This window comes from Streptomyces sp. NPDC041784 (genome assembly GCF_055591025.1).
Genome location: NZ_JBVJAB010000032.1, coordinates 13,833 through 33,235, shown reverse-complemented (window position 1 = coordinate 33,235; position 19,403 = coordinate 13,833). Strand labels below are relative to the sequence as shown.

Annotated in this window: 18 protein-coding genes; 9 read left to right on the top strand and 9 right to left on the bottom strand. The window is 72.9% G+C overall.

All coding sequences use genetic code 11. The features are described 5' to 3' along the window. The first annotated feature begins 26 nt into the window (after nt 1-26). Both ACZ6D7_RS39735 and ACZ6D7_RS39730 read left to right on the top strand, forming a co-directional pair. Complete coding sequence (locus ACZ6D7_RS39735; RefSeq protein WP_469501625.1) at nt 27-767, top strand: TetR family transcriptional regulator; 741 nt, start codon at nt 27-29, stop codon at nt 765-767. 175 nt (nt 768-942) lie between these two features. Then, on the top strand, nt 943-1,356 hold the full coding sequence (locus tag ACZ6D7_RS39730; protein ID WP_469501622.1) for a Zn-ribbon domain-containing OB-fold protein: 414 nt from the start codon (nt 943-945) through the stop codon (nt 1,354-1,356). A 63-nt stretch (nt 1,357-1,419) separates the two neighbouring features. On the opposite strand, the gene ACZ6D7_RS39725 is transcribed toward ACZ6D7_RS39730, so the two are convergent. Beyond that, entirely contained in the window at nt 1,420-1,545 is a 126-nt protein-coding gene (locus ACZ6D7_RS39725; RefSeq protein WP_469501620.1) for a hypothetical protein, read from the bottom strand. Nucleotides 1,546-1,855: 310 nt separating this feature from the next. Between ACZ6D7_RS39725 and ACZ6D7_RS39720 the strand changes: the two genes are divergently transcribed. Continuing rightward, the gene (locus ACZ6D7_RS39720; RefSeq protein ID WP_469501617.1) at nt 1,856-4,627 is read left to right on the top strand and encodes a hypothetical protein; all 2,772 of its coding nucleotides are present in this window, start codon (nt 1,856-1,858) and stop codon (nt 4,625-4,627) included. 153 nt (nt 4,628-4,780) lie between these two features. On the opposite strand, the gene ACZ6D7_RS39715 is transcribed toward ACZ6D7_RS39720, so the two are convergent. Next, nucleotides 4,781-5,161, bottom strand: a complete 381-nt coding sequence (locus ACZ6D7_RS39715; RefSeq protein WP_469501614.1) for a PPOX class F420-dependent oxidoreductase — start codon at nt 5,159-5,161, stop codon at nt 4,781-4,783. 58 nt (nt 5,162-5,219) lie between these two features. Next, nucleotides 5,220-6,398, bottom strand: a complete 1,179-nt coding sequence (locus ACZ6D7_RS39710; protein WP_469501612.1) for a MalY/PatB family protein — start codon at nt 6,396-6,398, stop codon at nt 5,220-5,222. Between the two features lie 25 nt (nt 6,399-6,423). Between ACZ6D7_RS39710 and ACZ6D7_RS39705 the strand changes: the two genes are divergently transcribed. The 3 genes from ACZ6D7_RS39705 to ACZ6D7_RS39695 all read left to right on the top strand — a co-directional run bounded on the left by ACZ6D7_RS39705 (nt 6,424) and on the right by ACZ6D7_RS39695 (nt 9,975). Continuing rightward, the gene (locus tag ACZ6D7_RS39705; protein WP_469501609.1) at nt 6,424-7,518 is read left to right on the top strand and encodes a hypothetical protein; all 1,095 of its coding nucleotides are present in this window, start codon (nt 6,424-6,426) and stop codon (nt 7,516-7,518) included. 63 nt (nt 7,519-7,581) lie between these two features. After that, nucleotides 7,582-8,427: an SAM-dependent methyltransferase gene (locus ACZ6D7_RS39700; protein WP_469501607.1), complete on the top strand. Its 846-nt coding sequence runs from the start codon at nt 7,582-7,584 to the stop codon at nt 8,425-8,427. A 147-nt stretch (nt 8,428-8,574) separates the two neighbouring features. Next, nucleotides 8,575-9,975 (top strand): S1 family peptidase, encoded by a 1,401-nt coding sequence (locus tag ACZ6D7_RS39695; protein WP_469501604.1) that lies wholly within the window; start codon nt 8,575-8,577, stop codon nt 9,973-9,975. A 73-nt stretch (nt 9,976-10,048) separates the two neighbouring features. Here the strand turns inward: ACZ6D7_RS39695 and ACZ6D7_RS39690 are convergent, their stop codons facing one another. From ACZ6D7_RS39690 to ACZ6D7_RS39680, 3 genes are all read right to left on the bottom strand, one after another. Further along, the gene (locus tag ACZ6D7_RS39690) at nt 10,049-10,222 is read right to left on the bottom strand and encodes a hypothetical protein (RefSeq protein ID WP_469501601.1); all 174 of its coding nucleotides are present in this window, start codon (nt 10,220-10,222) and stop codon (nt 10,049-10,051) included. A 163-nt stretch (nt 10,223-10,385) separates the two neighbouring features. Then, nucleotides 10,386-11,081 carry a L,D-transpeptidase family protein gene (locus ACZ6D7_RS39685; protein ID WP_469501599.1) on the bottom strand — a complete coding sequence of 232 codons (696 nt, stop codon included), beginning with the start codon at nt 11,079-11,081 and terminating at the stop codon, nt 10,386-10,388. Between the two features lie 107 nt (nt 11,082-11,188). Continuing rightward, nucleotides 11,189-12,574: an aminotransferase-like domain-containing protein gene (locus ACZ6D7_RS39680; RefSeq protein ID WP_469501597.1), complete on the bottom strand. Its 1,386-nt coding sequence runs from the start codon at nt 12,572-12,574 to the stop codon at nt 11,189-11,191. Between the two features lie 62 nt (nt 12,575-12,636). Here ACZ6D7_RS39680 and ACZ6D7_RS39675 point away from each other — a divergent pair, with 62 nt between their 5' ends. Next, the gene (locus ACZ6D7_RS39675) at nt 12,637-14,022 is read left to right on the top strand and encodes a pyridoxal phosphate-dependent decarboxylase family protein (RefSeq protein ID WP_469501594.1); all 1,386 of its coding nucleotides are present in this window, start codon (nt 12,637-12,639) and stop codon (nt 14,020-14,022) included. Between the two features lie 25 nt (nt 14,023-14,047). After that, nucleotides 14,048-14,584: a hypothetical protein gene (locus ACZ6D7_RS39670; RefSeq protein WP_469501592.1), complete on the top strand. Its 537-nt coding sequence runs from the start codon at nt 14,048-14,050 to the stop codon at nt 14,582-14,584. A 3-nt stretch (nt 14,585-14,587) separates the two neighbouring features. Here the strand turns inward: ACZ6D7_RS39670 and ACZ6D7_RS39665 are convergent, their stop codons facing one another. From ACZ6D7_RS39665 to ACZ6D7_RS39655, 3 genes are all read right to left on the bottom strand, one after another. Continuing rightward, the gene (locus tag ACZ6D7_RS39665) at nt 14,588-15,502 is read right to left on the bottom strand and encodes an SDR family oxidoreductase (RefSeq protein WP_469501590.1); all 915 of its coding nucleotides are present in this window, start codon (nt 15,500-15,502) and stop codon (nt 14,588-14,590) included. 163 nt (nt 15,503-15,665) lie between these two features. After that, complete coding sequence (locus tag ACZ6D7_RS39660) at nt 15,666-16,295, bottom strand: MBL fold metallo-hydrolase (protein ID WP_469501589.1); 630 nt, start codon at nt 16,293-16,295, stop codon at nt 15,666-15,668. Then, nucleotides 16,295-17,380, bottom strand: a complete 1,086-nt coding sequence (locus tag ACZ6D7_RS39655; RefSeq protein WP_469501585.1) for an S-(hydroxymethyl)mycothiol dehydrogenase — start codon at nt 17,378-17,380, stop codon at nt 16,295-16,297. Before ACZ6D7_RS39655 ends, ACZ6D7_RS39660 begins: the two co-directional genes overlap by 1 nt. Nucleotides 17,381-17,540: 160 nt before the next feature. Here ACZ6D7_RS39655 and ACZ6D7_RS39650 point away from each other — a divergent pair, with 160 nt between their 5' ends. After that, entirely contained in the window at nt 17,541-19,298 is a 1,758-nt protein-coding gene (locus tag ACZ6D7_RS39650) for an ABC transporter ATP-binding protein (protein ID WP_469501582.1), read from the top strand. The last annotated feature ends 105 nt before the right edge of the window (nt 19,299-19,403 follow it).

Sequence of the window (19,403 nt, the reverse complement as noted above, 5' to 3'; positions counted from 1 at the left end):
GCCATGCGCGTGCTACGTTCGCTGGCATGAGCAGCTCCACCAGCAGACCCGAGGCCGGGAAGCCGCCGATGCGGGACGCCCTGGTCGCGGCGGCCTTCCAGCTGTTCCTGGAGCGGGGCTACGAGCAGACCACGGTCGACGACATCGTGGCGCTCGCCGGCGTCGGCCGGCGCTCCTTCTTCCGCTACTTCCCCTCCAAGGAGGACGTGGTCTTCCCCGACCACGAGCGGTGCCTGGCCGACATGACCGAGTTCCTCGCGGCGAGCGAGAAGGACCACGAGCCGGTGCGGCGCGTCTGCGACGCCGCCCGGCTCGTCCTGCTGATGTACGCCGAGAACCCCGCCTTCTCCGTGCAGCGCTACCGGCTCACCAAGAGCGTGCCGGGGCTGCGGGCGTACGAGCTGTCGGTGGTGTGGCGCTACGAGCGGGCGCTCGCCGCGTATCTGCGCGGCCGCTTCGCCGGCCGGCCCGACGGCGACCTGCGAGCTGACGTGATCGCCGCCGCCGTGGTCGCCGCGCACAACAACGCGCTGCGCTCCTGGCTGCGGTCCGACGGGCAGGGCGACGCGAGCGTGACGGTGGACCACGCGCTGGGGTACGTGCAGGCGGCGTTCGGCACGGCACCGGAGGCGGCATCGGCGGCACCGGAAGGGCCGGGGCTGCCCGCCGGTGAGCGGCCGGAGGATGTCGTGGTGATCGTCTCCCGGCGGGGGGCGCCGCTGTGGCGGGTGGTGCAGGAGATCGAGACGACCCTCGCGCGGGACTGAGCGGCCTGGCGCGCATCTGAGCGAGTGCCAGATATTCGGGGTACCCAGTGCCTTTACGAGTGGCACTGAGTGCCATACGCTGAGCGCGTGCACGGTGGCACGGTGAGCCGCGCACGTGCGTGCACGGGTGAGCCGCGCACGTGGGATTCCGGCCCAGCGCAGGGAGTTGACCAGCGTGTACCACCACTCAGGAAGCGCCGTTCAGCAGGCAGTCGGCTCCGCGGCGGGCGTCCTCGACCGCCAGGGCCCGGACACGGACGCGATCCTCTTCCAACGCTGCACCTGGTGCGGCACCGCCATGTACCACCGGCTGCTGTGTCCGGTGTGCCAGGGCAGCGATCTGCGCACCGAGCGCAGCGAGGGCACCGGCACGGTCCGCCATGCCACGGTGGTGCACCGCAACACCCCCTCCGCCCGCAACGTGTCCCTGGTCGAGATGGCCGAGGGGTTCGTGGTGCGCGGCCGGGTCATGGGCCCGCTCATCGGCATCCACAGCGGCGACCGCGTGCGGCTGTCCACGGTCAAGGACCCGGTACGGGGCGAGCCGGTCTTCCAAATGGTCGACGAGCCGTACCGCGCGTGGCACTGACCGCGGCTACCACTACGACAACGGCTACGACTGCGACTACCGCTACGGCTACGGCTGCGGCTCTCAGGTGACCGGTCCGAGCCCTGGCCGCAGGTCCGCGACCAGCTCCAGCCGGCCCGGGCTGCCGTTGACCATCACCCGGTAGCCCTCCCACGGGGAGTACGCGGTGAGGTGGTACGTCATCGTCACGCCGCGCGCATACCGCCATGTCGTCCAGCGCTCGGGCTCTCAGGCGGCGGCGGGCGGTGCGCCGGCCTCGGCGAGCGGTCCGGGCGCGGTGGCCGGTGCCGACGACCGCCTTGCGCAGAGGGGGAGTCGGGCTCATGAGGTGACCTTCCCGTGGTCCCGGCGGGCCGGTCCCGGGTGACCGGATTCTTGTGCTGTCCGGGCAGACTCGGCCGGCACAGGCAACCCACAGGTCCCGTTTCGCTTCCTCCGGGGCGTGAGGGGCTCCCGGTACGGACGGGGCCCCCGCGCTCGAAGTGCGAGGAGGGGACCCTTGATCCATGCCCGGCGAATAGGTGTCACCGCCGTTGCCGTGCTCGCGGCACTGGCGGCATCACCGGGACTGGCGCAGGCCCAACAGCCGCCCGGGACAGCGACGTCGGCGGCGGCGGATTCCGGCAGCGGGCTGCCACCGGGCTGGCGCCTCACCGGCGACGGTGCCGCGCGTGAGCTGGTCTGGCGGTCGGCCACGCCCGTCCCCATGGGGGACGCCCGCGTCGAGTTCCACGCGGCGGGACGGCTGCTCGGCACACCGCGGCCCGGGAAGGACGGGCACACGTTCCGCCTCACCCTGGACCGCGCCACGCCGCTGACGGACCTTCAGGTCCTCGCGGGCGGACAGCGGTTGGACGCGCCCGCCGACAACTCCGGCCGCGGTGAGCGGAATTCACTGGCGGCGGCCCGGCCGCCCGCCCCGGCCCCGGCGAACCCGGTGGACCCCGGCAAGCCGGGCGCGTACCGCACGGTCACCGGCGAGTACGACCTCGACCCGGTGAAGCTGCCCGGTTTCGCCGCTCCGGTCGAGATGCAGGCCGTGGTCGTCGCTCCCAAGGGCGCCACCGGCAAGCGGCCGCTCGCGCTGTTCCTGCACGGCCGGCACAGCACCTGCTACAAGCCGGGCGCCGACGACGCCACCGGCGACTGGCCCTGCCCGGCCGGCACGAAGGCGATCCCGAGCTACAGGGGCTATCTCCAGGACCAGAAGCTCCTCGCCTCCCAGGGCTATGTGACCGTCTCCGTCTCGGCGAACGGCATCAACGGCCAGGACTGGGCGGCCGAGGACGGCGGCGCGCAGGCCCGTTCCTCGCTGGTGCGCCAGCACCTCGCCCGGTGGGCCGGCTGGGCGGCGAACCCGGCCACCGCCCCGGCGGTCGTGCATGACGCGCCGAAGGCCGACCTCTCGCGGGTCCTGCTCGTGGGGCACTCGCGGGGCGGCGAGGGCGTCAACCGCGCCGCGCTGGACAGCCTCTACCCGCCGCCCGCTCACCAGGACGGCTACCGGGGTCCGGTCCGTTGGAAGATCCGCGGCACGGTCCTCGTCGGACCGACGATCTTCGGCCAGAATCCGGTCGCCGACGTGCCGTCCGCGTCGATCCTGCCGGGGTGCGACGGTGACGTCTCCGACCTCGAGGGCGAGGTGTTCGTCGACGGCACGCGCGGCATCAGCCGGGGCACCGCCCTGCACAGCGCGGTGTACATGGTCGGCGCCAACCACAACTTCTTCAACACCGAGTGGACGCCCGGCAAGGCGGTCGCGCCCTCGTTCGACGACTTCTGGGAGGACACCGAGGGCGAGCGGGACCCGGTGTGCTCGACGAGCGCCCCGACCCGGCTGACCGCCGACCAGCAGCACAAGGCCGGTGCGACCTACATCGCGGCGGCGGCCCGGCTGTTCGTCGCCGGTGACGACCGGGTGCGCCCGCTGCTCGACGGCACGGGCAGGCGCGCCCCCTCCGCCGACCCGGCCCGCGTCCTGACGCACGCCGTCGGTGCCCGCCGCACCGGCGGATTCCTGCTGGACGGCGGGGTGAAGGTGACCGGCGGCCGGGTGTGCTGGTCGGACCCCGACCCGGCGAAGGCCTGTCTGGACTCCGAGACCGGAGGGCGGTCACCGCACTTCGGATGGTGGGCCCTGGAGCGGGACACCGGCGTCAACGCGGTCGCGCTGAAGTGGTCCGCGCCGGGCACGCCGACGAAGATCACCTCCACCGCCCCCGTCTCCCTCTCCGGCGCCAAGAGCCTCGCGCTGCGTGTGTTCGTGCCGCCGAACACCACCGGCACCAAGCTGGACGTGACCGTCACCGACTCCGCCGGCCGCCGCGCGAAGCTCGGCCGGGTCACGGTCGACGGGCTGCCGGGCTCCGAGCGCACCGCCTCCTACTGGGCCCGTGAGCTGCGCGTCCCGCTGACCGCCGCCACCCGCGCCGGGCTCGACCTCAAGCACGTCAAGTCCCTTGAGCTGACCCCGCGTTCGGGGTCCGGGCAGGCCTGGTTCATGGACGCCTGGGGCTGGGCTCCCGGCACCCCCGCGGTCAAGGCGGCGGCGCTGCCCCGCGTCGACATCGGCCGGCTCACGGTCAAGGAGGGCGACTCCGGTACCCGCACCTACCGCGTCCCGGTCAAGGTGTCCGGCCACGGCAGCGGCAAGGTCCGCTTCTATGTGGTCGACCCGGAGACCGGCGCGGCCCAGGAGAAGCTGGTCACCGTTCGGCCCGGGGTCAGCCCGATCGACGTGCCGTTCGAGGTGAAGGGCGACACGCGCTTCGGCTACGGCAAGCAGCAGGACCTGCTGGTGAAGGCCGTGCGCGGCGCGGTCGTCGGCTCCGCCCAGGGCGGGGTCACGGCCGAGGAGGACGACCCGGCGCCGAAGGTCACCCTGACGCCGGTCGCGGACAAGGTGACCGAGGGCGGGTCGCTGACCTGGCGGATCTCCCTCTCCGAGCCGGCCGACGTGGAGATCTGGCAGCCGGTCCGGGTGTTCCCGGTCACCGAGGGCGCGGAGCTGTCCACGAAGGACGTGGACCCGCAGTGGCTCGCGGAGAACTCCGGTGCCTCGCCCGACCCGGAGCGCCCGCTGTCCGAGGCGAACGTGTGGGTGTGGATGGGCGTCCCGGCCGGGGCCACGACCACCGACTTCATCGTGCCGACGGTGAAGGACCAGGTGGCCGAGCCGGCCGAGTCGATGCGGCTCGCGCTCACCGACGACAGCGGCGATCCGCTGCCGGACCACCCGCCGCTGACGGGGACGGTCACGGACGCGCCGTAGGCCGTAGCGCCTTAGCCCGTAGGTCATAGGCCGTAGACCGCGAGGGGGGGCGTGGACCGCACGGTCCACGCCCCCTTTCTTCGTGCTGCCCGTGCTCCCGTGCTTACGGTTTCTGCGTGCTCACGGTTTCTCCGTGTTCGCAGTCCTCCGTGGTCACAGCGTGACGCGGATCCCGACGGTCCCGTCCAGGCCCCGGCGCAGCCGGCTGCCGAGCAGGGTGAGACGGCCGAGCAGGCCGTACTTGCGGGTGATCAGGGTGCGGTAGCGGGCGGTGGTCTCCGGGTCGCAGATCTCGGCGGTGGCCGGGATCTGCTCCCCGGTGGGGTTGCCGCGGACGTCGCAGGGGCCGACGAGGACGTCCCCGCGGGCCCTGATCCGCTTCACCTTCCAGGCGTCGGCGGCCGACCAGGCACCGAGCGTGTCACCGTCGCGCACCACCCAGACAGGGGTGGCGACCCCGGTTCCGTTCTTCCGATAGCTCGTGATCAGCAGGTACTTGCCCGCCGACAGCCGGTCGAGCGACTTCTCATCCATACCGGAAGTCTAGGCAGCGGCAGTCGTCACCACGGAGGCAGCGTCAGCCCGCCGTCCTTCAGCGCAGGGCGGCCGCCATCCGGCGCACCCCCTCGGTGAGGATCTCCGGCGACGTGGCCAGATTCAGCCGTACATGCCCGGCTCCGCCCGTGCCGAACAGCGGTCCGGCGCTCAGCGCCACCCGTCCGCGCGCCAGGAAGACCTCGGCCGGGTCGTCACCGAGACCGAGGGAACGGCAGTCCAGCCAGGCCAGATAGGTGGCCTCGCCCGGCCGGTACCGGACCTCGGGCAGGTGTGCGGCCAGCAGCTCGGCGAGCAGCCGCCGGTTGGCGTCGAGCCCGGCCAGCAGGGCGTCCAGCCAGGCGGTCCCGTCGCGCAGGGCGGCGGCATGGGCGAGGACGCCGACATGGCTCGGGCCGTGCGAGACCTCCTCCGGCAGCAGGGCCAGGTCGGCGGCCGCGCCGGGGCCCGCGACGGCCAGGGCGGCCTTGAGTCCGGCCAGGTTCCAGGCCTTGGACGCCGACATCAGGGACAGGCCGTTCTCCGCGCCGGGCACGCTCAGGTACGGCACGAAGTCGACGCCGGTCGCGGTGAGCGGGGCGTGGATCTCGTCGGCCACGACCCGGACGCCGTACCGCCCGGCGAGCGCGGCGACGGCGGACAGCTCCTCGGCGGTGTGCACGGTGCCGGTGGGATTGTGCGGGCTGCACAGCAGGTGAGCGGCCCGCCGGCCACCCGCGACGGCGCGCCGGTAGGCCCGCTCCAGCACCGCGAGGTCGAGCCGCCCGTCGGCACCCAGCGGCGCCTCGGCGATCCGCCGGTCCAGGTGCTCGACGAACTGGAAGAACGGCGGGTACACGGGTGGGTTGACGATCACCGGGTCCCCGGGGCCGGTCACCAGTTTCAGCATCTCGACGACGCCCAGCATCACATCGGGCACGATCGTGGTCCGCTCGACCGCGATCCCGTGCCCGCCCCACCGCTTGGCGGCGAACCCGGCCAGCGCCTCCGCGTAGCCGGTCCCGGCCGGATACCCGGTGTCGCCCAGCGCGAGGGCGTCGGTGACCGCGCGGACCACCGGCTCGGCGAGCGGCACGTCCATCTCCGCGACCCACAGCGGAAGGACGTCGTCCGGGTAGGTGCGCCATTTCATGCTCGTACGGCGTCGGAGACGGTCGAGGGTGAGGGCCTGCAACGGATTCGGTTCACCGGACGTGTCGTGCGGGATCCTGGTCATGGGGCACAAGATAGGGGGCTGACGCGTGACCTGGGATCACGTGAACGGGACATCCGTGGAAGCGGCCTGTGACGAGTCCGGATCGGACGGGGAGAATCTCACCGGCGGGAACACGGACGTGTTCGCGCACGCCAGTGTGGGGATTCCGGTGGAATCCGCGGCCGGACACATCCGGGAGATCCGCGGCCGGATCCGTTCTCCCGCCGAGGAGTACAAGGCGAACCATCTGCTGCGGGGGAAACACCGGGCTGTGCTGGAATGGCTGCTCTCCGCGTCCGGACCGCTGTACGGGCACGCCCATGTGCATCTGGTCGAGAAGGCCTTCTTCCTGGTGGACCGGGCCGCCGACCTGCTGCTCGACGATCCGGGAACGGCGGTCTCGCTCTACCGGGACGGGCGGGCGACATTCTCGGCGGAGGAATGGCGCGAATTCCTCACGGCTGCCAACCGGCTGCTGCGGGTGCGCGTCGACGAGGCGTCGGGGGAACCCGTCGAGGAGTTCTTCCGCACGGTCGGCACACTGCGGCAGGCGTATTCCGGGACGGCGGCGGCGGACATTCTGGAACGGTTCGCGCAGGGACGGCCGAGGGCCCTTTCCTATCGGGAGGCGATCCGGGACGGCCGGGCTCCGCTCATTCCGGTGCTCAATCCCCTGCCGTCGTCGATCCTGCGCACCGCCGCGCACTGGAGCCGCGGCGGGCGGCCGGTCCGGCTCGCGCACGACCGGCAGAACATGCTGACCCCGGAGCGGATCGCCTGGATCGAGGACGCGGCACGGGGCCAGGGCATCGGACTCACCGGGCTGCGGCTCGTGGTGGCGGGGTCCGACGCGCGGGTGCAGCTCGCCGACTTCCTCGCCGGGATCGCCCGCAGGTTCGCCTCCGACGAGCTGAACGGCCGCGGCGACCCGGAGCTGACCGCGCTGCTGCGCCCCTACACCGGCGGATCGGCCGTATGGGGCGATCCGCCGAGCCGGACGCGGCTCGGCGCGAGCCCGGAGCCGGAGCCGGAGCCTGAATCGGAATCGGAATCGGAATCGGAATCGGAATCGGAATCGGAATCGGACAACGGTGGCGGAGGGCCGACGGGACGCTCCACGCAGGCCGACTCGGCGTTCTAGATTGCTGGTTGACCGAGATCGCCGGTCGAACGAGCCCTCCCCTTCTTCCCCAGGAGCCGATCCATGACCGAGAACCCACCGGCCGCCACGGTTACCACTGCCACCACCGCTGACGCCCAGGATCCGTACCGCCGTATCGACACCACCCAGCCGCACACCGCCCGTATCTGGAACTACTGGCTGGGCGGCAAGGACCACTACGAGGTCGACCGCGCGACCGGCGACCGGATCCGACAGCTGCACCCGGGCATCGGCGCGTACGCCCGCGCCGACCGGCTCTTCCTCGGCCGTGCGGTGGAGCACCTGGTGACCGAGGCGGGCTTACGCCAGTTCCTCGACATCGGCACCGGACTGCCGACCGCGGACAACACGCACGAGGTGGCCCAGCGGCTCGCCCCGGACGCCCGGGTCGTGTACGTCGACAACGACCCGCTGGTCCTGGCGCACGCCCGCGCCCTGCTCAGCAGCACGCCGGAGGGCTGTACCGACTACCTCGACGAGGATCTGCGCAACGTGGACGCGATCCTCGACCACGCGGCGAAGACCCTGGACCTCACCGAGCCGGTGGCGCTGATGCTGCTCGGCGTGGTCATCTTCATCGGCGCGGACGAGGACCCGTACGGGCTGGTGCGCCGGCTGATGGACGGGCTGCCGTCGGGCAGTCACCTGGTGCTGTCGCACACCGTCACCAGCCCGGCGATGCCGGACGTCGACGAGGCCGTGCGGTTCTGGAACGAGCACGGCACACCGAAGCTGACCCAGCGCACGCCCGAGGACGTCGCCCGCTTCTTCGACGGTCTGGACCTGCTGGAACCCGGCGTGGTGTCCTGCTCCCGCTGGCGCCCGGCGGAGACCGGCGGCGAGCCCGAGGAGGTCGCGATGTTCGGCGCGGTGGCGCGCAAACGCTGATCGGGCCGCCCGATCCGGCCGGGCCGCAATGTGATCACGTCCGCACTGAACGCGTCGGGCCCCGCGCACGTATGGAGATGAGGGCACTCAACGACCGGAGGGCCCCGCGGTGTTGAGGCCGCGCGTTCGGGGTTTCGGGAGCCATACATGAGGCATGTACGACGACGGATCGTCAGGCGAGTGACGCGGCTGGCGGCCGTCGGCGGACTCCTCCTGGGAGGGGCCATGGTCACGCAGGCCGCCATGGCGAGCGAGCCGCCCGCCGCCGATGCGGTGACCCGCGGAGCGTCCGACGACCCCGTCGTCACGAACCCCGGGGCGGAGCTGGTCGAGAAGCTCGGCACCGCGCACACGGCCGGCACCTGGATCGGCGACGACGGCCGTCCGGTCGTCGCGGTCACCGACGAGGACACGGCCGCCACGGTGCGCGAGGCGGGCGTGACGGCGAAGGTCGTCGGGCACAGCATGAACGAGCTGAAGGCGGCCACGAAGGCCCTGCGTTCGGCGCCCAAGGTGCCGGGAACGGCGTGGGTGCTGGACTACAAGGCGAACCAGGTGGTCGTGCAGGGCGACAGCACCGTGTCGGCCTCCGACTGGTCCGGGATGACGCGGGCCGCGGCGGACATCGGCAGCTTCGTCCGGATGGAACGCACCAAGGGCACCTTCACCACCCGTCTCAACGGCGCCCTGCCGATCCTGTCGACCGCCGGGCGCTGTTCGGCGGGCTTCAACGTGACCAACGGCACAAGCGACTTCATCCTCACCGCCGGGCACTGCGGGCCCAACGGCTCGACCTGGTTCGCGGACAACCAGGGCAAGGAGGAGGTGGGCGCCATGATCAACTCCACCTTCCCGGTCAGTGACTTCTCCCTCGTCCAGTACGCCGACGGCGAGGCCGGCGCCGGGGCCGACATCGTGGCCATCGGTGACGGCAACGGGGTGCGCATCACGGGCACCGGTGACGCGGCCGTCGGCCAGCGGGTGTTCCGCAGCGGCAGCACCAGCGGACTGCGCGACGGCGAGATCACCGGGCTGGACGCGACGGTCAACTACCCGGAGGGCACGGTCAGCGGGCTCATCGAGACGAACGTGTGCGCCGAACCCGGTGACAGCGGCGGCCCGATGTTCTCCGAGGGCATCGCCCTGGGCATCACCTCGGGCGGCAGCGGCGACTGCACGACGGGCGGTACGACGTTCTTCCAGCCGGTGACGCGCGCGCTGGCGCAGCTCAATGTGCAGCTGATCGTGGCCGCTCCGTCGGACAACGCGGGGCAGGGCGGCGGGGCCGCGGCCTCCGGCGCCCCCCAGCCCTCGGTCTCGCCCACCCAGGCCGCGAGCGCCCCGGGTGCCGCCTCGCCGGGCTCGACCACTCCCGTGACAGGCGGCGGTGGCGTGGATCTGGCGGCCCGGCTGACCGACCCGCGCAACATCGGGCCCGGTCTGCTGGTCATCGCGGGCAGCCTGGTCGCTCTCGTCGCGACCCGGTACATCCGGGCGGAGCAGGACCGCAGGGCGTACCGGGACTACTACTCGACGACCTGGGGCTGAGCCGGACAGCGAAAAGGGCACCCGGTCAGGGTGCCCGCTTCGGTGGGTGAGGCACGGCGGTCCTCGGGGAGCGTCAGGCCGCGTTCTCGTTCGGCGGGGCCGCGGCGGCCCACTCCAGGACGAGCCGCTGGTACTCCGCGCGCTGCTCGACGCTCAGTGTCCCGCCCGACCGGAGCCACAGGGCCCGGATCTCCTCGTTGACCTCCGCAGCCGATCGCTCGGAGAGGGATTCAACAGTGGTGGACATGGTGTGAATCTTACGATGTCGGAGGTGAAGGCACCGTGAGCCATCGGGAACAAGACGGACATATCGGACGTGTTACTGATCACGTCCATCTGTCAAGAGCGGCCGGTGAGTTCGCCCCGGGCGACCGGCCGCCCGCGTGTGCCCGACGCCCGTCAGGTGCCCGTCAGGTGCCCGGCTTGCGGCCGTAGACGAAGACGTCGTCGCCGTTCTTCAACAGCGACCAGTACTTCTGGGCGGACGTCTTGGTCATGTTGACGCAGCCGTGCGAGCCCGGCGGGTTCCACATGCTGACGCCCACCGAGTGGAAGGCCTGCCCGCCGTCGAAGAACTGGCTGTACGGCATGGGCACGTTGTAGATGCTCGACACGTGGTCGATGTGCCGCCAGTAGATCTTCTTCAGGCCGGTGCGGGTCTCGTAGCCGTTGCGGCCGGTGCGGACGGGGACGGGCCCGTAGACGAGCCGGCTGCCGTCCTGGATCCAGCTGATCTGGAGCGTGAGGTTCACACAGGCGATGCGGCCCTTGTTGGTCGGGCACTTGCGGTCCCGGTTGGGGTTGCTGCCCACCGCCTTCTGCTTGTTCATGAGATCCATCACACCCCAGGTGACGGACCCGGCGTAGCCGATGTTAGGGGTGATGCCATGCTTGGTCTGGAACGCCCGGATGGCCTTGCAGTCGGCGGTCGACTGCCTGCCGTCGACGGGCCGGCCGAGGAACTTCTCGACCTGCTTCTGATAGGGGCCGGCCTGGGTCGTACAGCTCGCGGCCTGCGCCGGCGCCGCGCCCAGGGCGAGCGTCAGCGGTGCCAGCAGCCCCGTGACCCCGAGTACGACGGCTCCTCGTCTGCGTATGTCCCCCATGCCTGCCCTCTTCCCGGCGCGATTGTGGCCCGATCTCCCCCTGGTAGACCGTCGTACCCACGCATCGGTTGTAGGCCGCCCCAGGCTGTGACGAAACGGTGAAGTTCCTACGGACCTTCGGACAGGCACTCCCGCAGCAGCGCCACCGCGCGGGTGAGGGTCGGGGGTGTGGCGGTGAACGGCAGGCGCAGATGGTGGGCCAGGGTCGTCCGGTCGGGGGCGAAGTGCGGGCCCGGGGTCACCGCCAGCCCGCGCCGTGCGGCGCGCGCGGCGAGGTCGGCGGCCCGGACGTCCGCGCCGAGGCGCAGCCACAGGGTGAGTCCGCCGCCCGGGACCGTGCAGGTCCAGCCGGTGCCGTCGAGGAGGGCGGCCAGATGGTCGCGCTGGGCACGCAGCCGGGCGCGGCGGTCGGCGAGCAGCGCGTCGAAGGCCGGGCCGTCGCCGAACAGCTCACAGGCGATGAGCTGTTCCAGGGGCGGCGGCGAGAGCTGTGCCTGGAGCGGGTCGGCGCACAGGTCGCGTACGAGACCGGCGCGGGCCCGGATCCAGCCGATCCGCAGGCCGCTCCACACGGTCTTGCTCGCCGAGCCGATCTGGATCACGTCGTCCCCGGCGAGCCGGGGTTCGGTGCCGGGCGGGGTGCGCAGATCGAGGTCGCGCATCGTCTCGTCGGCGATCACCGTGAGCGGGAGGCGGGCGATCCCGGCGCGGGTCGCCGCGCTCATGTGGGCGCCGGTGGGATTCTGGAAGTCGGGGACGAGGTAGGCGAGCCGGACGCCCCGGGTGCGTACGGCGTCGGCGAGGCCGGCGGTGTCCCAGCCGTGCGGCGCGGACACGGGCAGGGGCAGCAGCCGGGCGCGGCGGCGGCGCAGGACCGCGAGAGCGCCGGGGTAGGTGGGGCTCTCGACGGCGACCGGGCGGCGGCGGTCGGTGTGCAGCCGGTCCAGGAGGAGGGTGAGGGCGGCCTGGGCGCCGGAGGTGACGAGGATCTGTTCGGGGCGGGTGGGCAGGCCGGTGCGGGTGTAGCGGTCGGCGAGCAGCTCGCGCAGCCGGGGCAGGCCGGCCGAGGCGACGCCGGCGTCGACGAGGAGGGTGGCGCTGCGTTCGGCGGCGCGGGCCAGCGCGGCGCGGTAGGCCTCGAGCGGGGCGGCGGTGACGGCGAGGGTGAGGTCCAGGTCGGTGTCGCCGGCTCCGCCCCGGTCCAGGGACCAGGGGGTGGTGCGTTCGGTGAGGCGGGCGGGCAGCCGTACGGCGCTGCCGCTGCCGTGCCGGGTGTGCAGCCAGCCGTCGTCGCGCAGCAGGGCGAGGGCGGTGACGACCGTGCCGCGGCTGAGGCCGAGGGTGCGGGCCAGTTCCCGCTCGGAGGGCAGCCGGGTGCCGGGCGTCAGCCGGCCGTCCACGACGGCCTCGCGCACGGCGCCGGCGAGGCGACGGGCCAACGGGCCGGGGCGCTCGCGCCAGGGCCCGAGGCCACCGGCGAAACCTTCCTCCATCGGTCCAGTTTCTCTCAAGTGGACCAGGTGCCGGCCCGTGTCCCGGGCCTAGGGTCCTGCGTATGCACCCGACGCTCGCCGACGATCTCTCCCGGCTCCCCGCACTCCTGCAGTCCGCCTCCGACCTCGCCGTGCGTGAGCTGGGCGGCCTGGCCGAGCGGCCGGTGGCCCGCCTCGACCGGGCGCCCGGCACGGACGCCCTCCCGGACGGGGGCGCGGGGGCGGAGGGCGCGCTGGCGCGGTTCGCCGAGCGCTGGGCCCCGGGCTTCTCGGCCTCCGCCGGACCGCGCTACCTCGGCTTCGTCACGGGCGGCGCGACGCCCGCCGCGGTCGCCGGGGACTGGCTGACCGCCGCGTACGACCAGAACGGCTCGGGCGCCGCCGGTTCCTGGGCGACCGCGCTGGAACGGGAGACGGTGGTCTGGCTGCGGGAGCTGTTCGGGCTGGGCGAGGCGCACTCCGGGGCGTTCGTGACCGGCGCGACCGTGTCGAACACGGTGGGGCTCGCCGTCGCCCGGGAGTGGCTCGGCGAGCGGCTGGGCGTGGACGTGTCCCGGGAGGGCGCCGCCGCGCTCGGCCCGGTCGAGGTGCTCTCCGGCAGCCCGCACTCCAGCGTGGGCAAGGCGCTGTCCGTCCTCGGCATCGGCCGGGACCGGCTGCGGCAGGTGCCCGTGCTGCCCGGCAACCGGGAGGCCGTCGACGTCGGCGCGCTGGAGCGGGCCCTCGCCGCGCTGGACGGCCGGCCCGCGATCGTCGTCGCCAACGCGGGCACGGTGAACACCGTCGACTTCGACGACCTGCGGGCGATCGCGGCGCTCAGGGAGCGGTACGACTTCTGGCTGCACGTGGACGCGGCCTTCGGCGGTTTCGCCGCCCTCTCCCCCGCGTACGCGTCCCTCGTCGACGGGCTCGACGCGGCCGACTCGGTCTGTGTGGACCTGCACAAGTGGCTGAACGTGCCCTATGACGCGGCCGTCCAGTTCACCCGGCGCCGTGACCTCCAGGTACGGGTGTTCCACAACGCCTCGCCCTACCTCGGTCCGCCGACCGGTGAGCCGGATTTCCTCCATCTGACCCCGGAGAACTCCCGTCGGCTGCGCGCCCTGCCCGCGTGGTTCTCCCTGGTGGCGTACGGGCGGGCCGGGCACCGGGAGATCGTCGAGCGGAACGTGGCCCTCGCCGCGCGCCTCGGCGAGGGTGTGGCCGCGCTCGACGGGCTGCGGCTGCTGGCCCCGGTCCGGCTGAACGTCGTCTGCTTCACCCTCGCCGACGATCCCACTCCGGAGCGGGTGGCCGCGCTGGCGGACGCGGTCACCGCCTCCGGGGAGGCCTTCCTGACCCCGACGGTGTACGGCGGGGTGCCGGGGCTGCGGGCGGCGTTCAGCAACTGGCGGACGTCGCAGGCGGATGTGGACCGGGTGCTCGCGGCACTGTCGCTCCCGGGGTGATCAGCTCGGCGGATATCGTGCGGGCATGTCGGCGTTCATACAGCAACTCCCCGCTCTCATCGGCGTCGTGATCGGTGCCCTCGGCTCGTATCTGGCGATCGTGCGCAGCGACGGCGCCAGGTTCCGGCGGGAGACGGCGGCACGGTGGGAGGAGCGGCGGCTGGCGGTGTACGGCGACTACGCGCGGGCGCTGAAGAGGTCGGTGAACCTGACGTACCGCGTCGCCTCCCACCTCGGCAACGACCCTCACCCGCACCCCCTGACCCCGGCGGAGGCCGAGCCGCTGCTGGCGGAGGCGACCGACGGACGCGACCCGGCCGGGGAGGCGCTGATCATGCTGGGCAGCCGGGAGGTGGTGGAGCGGGCGCGGGTGTGGGTGACGGCGGTGATGGACATGGAACGGTTCATGCGCGAGGGGACGCGCGACCCGCAGGCCTGGCAGGTGTTGCTGGAGCGGCAGCGGGCCGGCCGCGAGGGGTACTACACCGCCGTACGCGAGGATCTCGCGCTGCCGCCGGGGCACCCCGCGCGCTGGTCGACCTTGCCGGTGGGTGACGCGTGAGGCTCAGCGGTAGCCCGTGGTGTCCGCCGGCCTGCCCGGGTCCTGGACCTCGACCATGTACCGCCAGGCGTCCGGGCGGCTGCCGTCGAGGTCGGTGAAGCCGTACACCGGGGCGAGGCCGCCGCTGGAGAAGGACTGTCCGTTGAGGCGGGCCACGTCGGGGTCGGCGGCGAGGGCGGCGACGGCCCGGCCGACGTAACGGGGCGTCTCGGAGATGGCGAAGTGGGGGATGCGGTCGACGGCGTCGCGCCAGTTCTCCTCGCGGACGCCGAACGCGTCGAGCATCATCTCCGAGCGCAGCCAGCCCGGGGTGAGCGCGACAGCGGTGGCGCCGCGCGGCCCGATTTCATGGGCGAGGGCGAAGGCCATCCGCAGCACGGACGCCTTGGCCAGGTCGTAGAAGAAGTTCACGCGGTAGGTGTCGCGGTTGTACTCGGTGGTGCCGTCGGTCATCTCGACGACCAGTCCGCCCGGCCGGCGCAGCAGCAGCGGGAGGGCGTGGTGGCTGGTGATGGCGTGTGTCTCGACGGCGAGGCGGAGCAGCCGCAGGCCGTTGTCGAGGTCGTGCTCCCAGAGCGGGGTGTCCCACTCGAAGAGCTTCTCGCCGCCCCAGACATCGTTGACGAGGACGTCGAGACGGCCCTGTTCGGCGTCGATCCGGTCGACCAGCGCGCGGACCCGCTCGGGGTCGAGGTGGTCGGTGGGTACGGCGATGCCCCGGCCGCCGGCCTCGGTGACCAGGTCGGCGGTGTCCTCGATCGTCTCGGGGCGGTCGTACTCGGAGCGGCGCTCCCGGGTGGTGCGTCCCGTGACGTAGACGGTGGCGCCGGCCACGCCCAGCTCCACGGCGATGCCCCGTCCGGCGCCCCGGGTCGCCCCCGCGACCAGTGCGACCTTGCCCTCCAGCGGACCCGGCATGTCCGGCCTCCCTTTCCCTCACAAGTGGTGTCACCGAGTGGTGTCACCGAGTGGTGTCACCGAGTGGTGTCACTGAGAGGGTCCCGGGGAAGCCGGACATCTTCTGTCGCCTTTCCCGGGGAAGTCACCCGGTGGGACGCAGCTGCTCCGCCGGCCGGGACGGTCAGTGGCCCCGGGCGATCCACTCCTGAAGGTGCGGTGCCTCGGCGCCGATGGTCGTGGCGTCGCCGTGGCCGGTGAGCACCTTCGTCTCGGGCGGCAGGGACAGGAGCCGCTCCCGGATGGAGGTGATGATCGTCGGGAAGTGGCTGTACGAGCGGCCGGTGGCGCCGGGGCCGCCCTGGAAGAGGGTGTCGCCGGTGAACAGCACACCGAGTCCGGGGTCGTACAGGCAGACCGCGCCGGGCGCGTGCCCGGGGGTGTGCAGGACGGTCAGGTCGGCGCCTGCGGCCTCGATGACCTGCCCGTCGACCAGGTGGGCGTCGGGCTCGCGGTCGGGGTGGGTGAGCTTCCACAGCGGCAGGTCGTCGGGGTGCAGCCAGATGGTCGCGCCGGTCAGCTCCGCGAGGGCGGGGGCCGCGCCGACGTGGTCGTTGTGGGCGTGGGTGCACACGATGGCGGTCAGCCGGCGGTCGCCCACGGCCTCGGCGATGGCGGCGGCGTCGTGGGCGGCGTCGATGACGATCGCCTCGTGGTCGTCGCCGACGATCCACACGTTGTTGTCCACGTCCCAGGTGCCGCCGTCCAGGCTGAACTGTCCGGAGGTGACGAGGCGTTCGACGCGCGCGGCCATCACAGCACCACCACCGAACGCAGCACGTCCCCGTGGTGCATCCGCTCGAACGCCTTCTCCACCTCGTCGAGTTGGATTGTCTCGGTCACGAACGCCTCCAGGTCCAGGCGGCCTTGCAGGTGCAGGTCGATCAGCATCGGGAAGTCGCGGGAGGGCAGACAGTCGCCGTACCAGGACGACTTCAGCGCCCCGCCCCGCCCGAACACGTCCAGCAGCGGCAGTTCGAGCTTCATCTCCGGGGTCGGCACGCCGACGAGGACGACCGTGCCGGCCAGATCACGGGCGTAGAACGCCTGCTTGTAGGTCTCCGGGCGGCCGACCGCCTCGATCACGACGTCCGCGCCGAAGCCGCCGGTCAGCTCACGGATCGCCTCGACCGGGTCGGTCTCCTTGGAGTTGACGGTGTGCGTGGCGCCCATCGTCCGCGCGGTGGCGAGCTTGCGGTCGTCGATGTCGACGGCGATGATCTTCGCCGCGCCGGCCAGGTTCGACCCCGCGATCGCCGCGTCACCCACCCCGCCGCAGCCGATGACCGCGACCGTGTCACCGCGGCCGACGTTGCCGGTGTTGATCGCGGCGCCGATGCCCGCCATCACCCCACAGCCCAGCAGCCCCGCGACCGCCGCCGACACCGCCGGAGCGACCTTCGTGCACTGGCCGGCCGCCACCAGCGTCTTCTCCGCGAACGCGCCGATGCCCAGGGCCGGGGACAGCTCGGTGCCGTCGGTCAGCGTCATCCGCTGCTTCGCGTTGTGCGTGTCGAAGCAGTACCAGGGCCGGCCCCGCAGACACGCGCGGCACTGTCCGCACACCGCCCGCCAGTTCAGGATCACGAAGTCACCGGGCGCGACATCGGTGACGCCGTCGCCGACCGCCTCCACGACACCCGCCGCCTCGTGGCCGAGGAGGAAGGGGAAGTCGTCGTTGATCCCGCCCTGCTTGTAGTGCAGGTCGGTGTGGCAGACCCCGCACGCCTGGATCTTCACCACGGCTTCCCCGGGGCCGGGATCGGGGATCACGATCGTCTCCACCCGCACCGGCTCGTTCTTCCCCGGCGCGATCACTCCGCGTACTTCCTGCGGCATGGTGCTGCCCTTTCCTCGGCGGTCGTCCGTCCCACCGCCGACCCTACGCGTGACTGATCGGTAAGGGCATGGCCGACCGGTCGCCGAACCCCTCCTTCCGGCCACGTCACGCGGCCGCCGCCGTAGCCTGAAGGCTCCGTCCGACCTCCGAAGGAGCCCCGTGAGCATCGCAGAGACAGCCGGCGAACGGCCCCCGTGGCGGCTGCTGCTCGACTACGTCCGGCCGCACCGCTGGGCCCTGCTGGCGGGGGCGGTGCTCTCGCTGGTCACCGGGGCCACCGGACTGCTGCTGCCGCTCGTGGCCAAGGGGCTGATCGACGACCTGTCCCACGACCGGGCGATAACCGGGGCGCTGCTGGCGCTGTCCGGGCTGGTCGTCGCCAACGCGGCGGTGGGGGCGCTGGGTTCGTACGTGCTGCGGCGTACGGCGGAGTCGGTGGTGCTGGGCGCGCGGCGGGCGCTGTCGTCGTACCTGCTCCGGCTGCGTGTCCCGGCCGTGGACCGCAGCGAGCCCGGCGACCTGATGGCCCGGATCACCTCCGACACGACCCTGCTGCGCGAGGTGACCACCGACTCGCTGGTCGGCCTCGGCACCGGCGGGCTCACGCTCTTGGCGACCGTGGTGATGATGGGCCTGGTGGATCCGGTGCTGCTGGGGGTCACGCTCGCGGTGGTCCTGGGCGCGGGCACGGTGCTCGGGGTGATCGTGCCGCGCATCAACCGGGCGAGCCGGCGGGCGCAGGACGCGGTGGGTGTGATGGGGGCGTCGCTGGAGCGGGTGCTGGGCGCGCTGCGCACGGTGAAGGCGTCGGGCGCCGAGCACCGCGAGGAGGAGACGCTGCACACGGCGGCGGAGGAGTCCTGGCGGCAGAGCGTGCGGGCCGCCAAGTGGTCGGCGGCGGCCGGGAACACGGCCGGGCTGGCCATGCAGACCGCTTTCATCACCGTGCTGGCGGTGGGCGGGGCGCGGGTCGCGACCGGCGCGATCGATGTCGCCACCCTGGTGGCGTTCCTGCTGTACGTCTTCTATCTGATGTCGCCGATCCAGCAGGTCGTCGGCGCCATCACCCAGTACCAGACGGGGTCGGCGGCGCTGAGCCGGATCCAGGAGGCGCTGCGGCTGCCCGCCGAGCCGGCGGCGGCCCGTCCGGCGCCCCTGCCCTCCCCCGCCGCGGAACCGGCCTCGCTGGCCTTCGCCGACGTCCGCTTCCGGTACGCCGACGATCTGCCGTACGTGCACCACGGGGTGACGTTCGACGTGCCGGCGCGGGGCATGACGGCGTTCGTGGGGCCGTCGGGCGCGGGCAAGACGACGGTGTTCTCGCTCATCGAGCGGTTCTACGACCCGGAGTCCGGCACGATCACCGTCGACGGACGCGATCTCGCCACCTGGGAGTTGTCCCATCTGCGGTCCTCCATCGGCTACGTCGAGCAGGACGCGCCCGTGCTGTCCGGTTCGCTGCGCGACAACCTGCTGCTGGGCAATCCGGAGGCGGACGACGACGCGGTGGCGCGGGTGCTGAAGACGACCCGGCTGGACGGGCTGGTCGCCCGGCTGCCCCAGGGTCTGGAGACGCTGGTGGGGCACCGGGGGACGAAGCTGTCCGGCGGTGAGCGCCAGCGGGTGGCGATCGCGCGGGCCCTGTTGCGGCGTCCCCGGCTGCTGCTGCTCGACGAGGCGACCTCGCAGCTGGACGCGGTCAACGAGGCGGCGCTGCGGGACACGGTGGCGGACGTCGCCCGGACGACCACCGTGCTGGTGGTGGCGCACCGGCTGTCGACGGTGACGATGGCCGACCGGATCGTCGTGATGGACGGGGGCCGGGTGCGGGCGGTGGGCACACACCGTGAGCTGGTGGCGGGCGATCCGCTCTACGCGGAGCTGGCGGCGACGCAGTTCCTGGCGACGGGTTCCTGACGCGCCGCCGCCCGGAACGCGCGTGGGGGGGGGGGGGGGGGGGGGGGGGGGGGGGGGGGGGGGGGGGGGGGGGGGGGGGGGGGGGAGGGGGGGGGGGGGAGAACG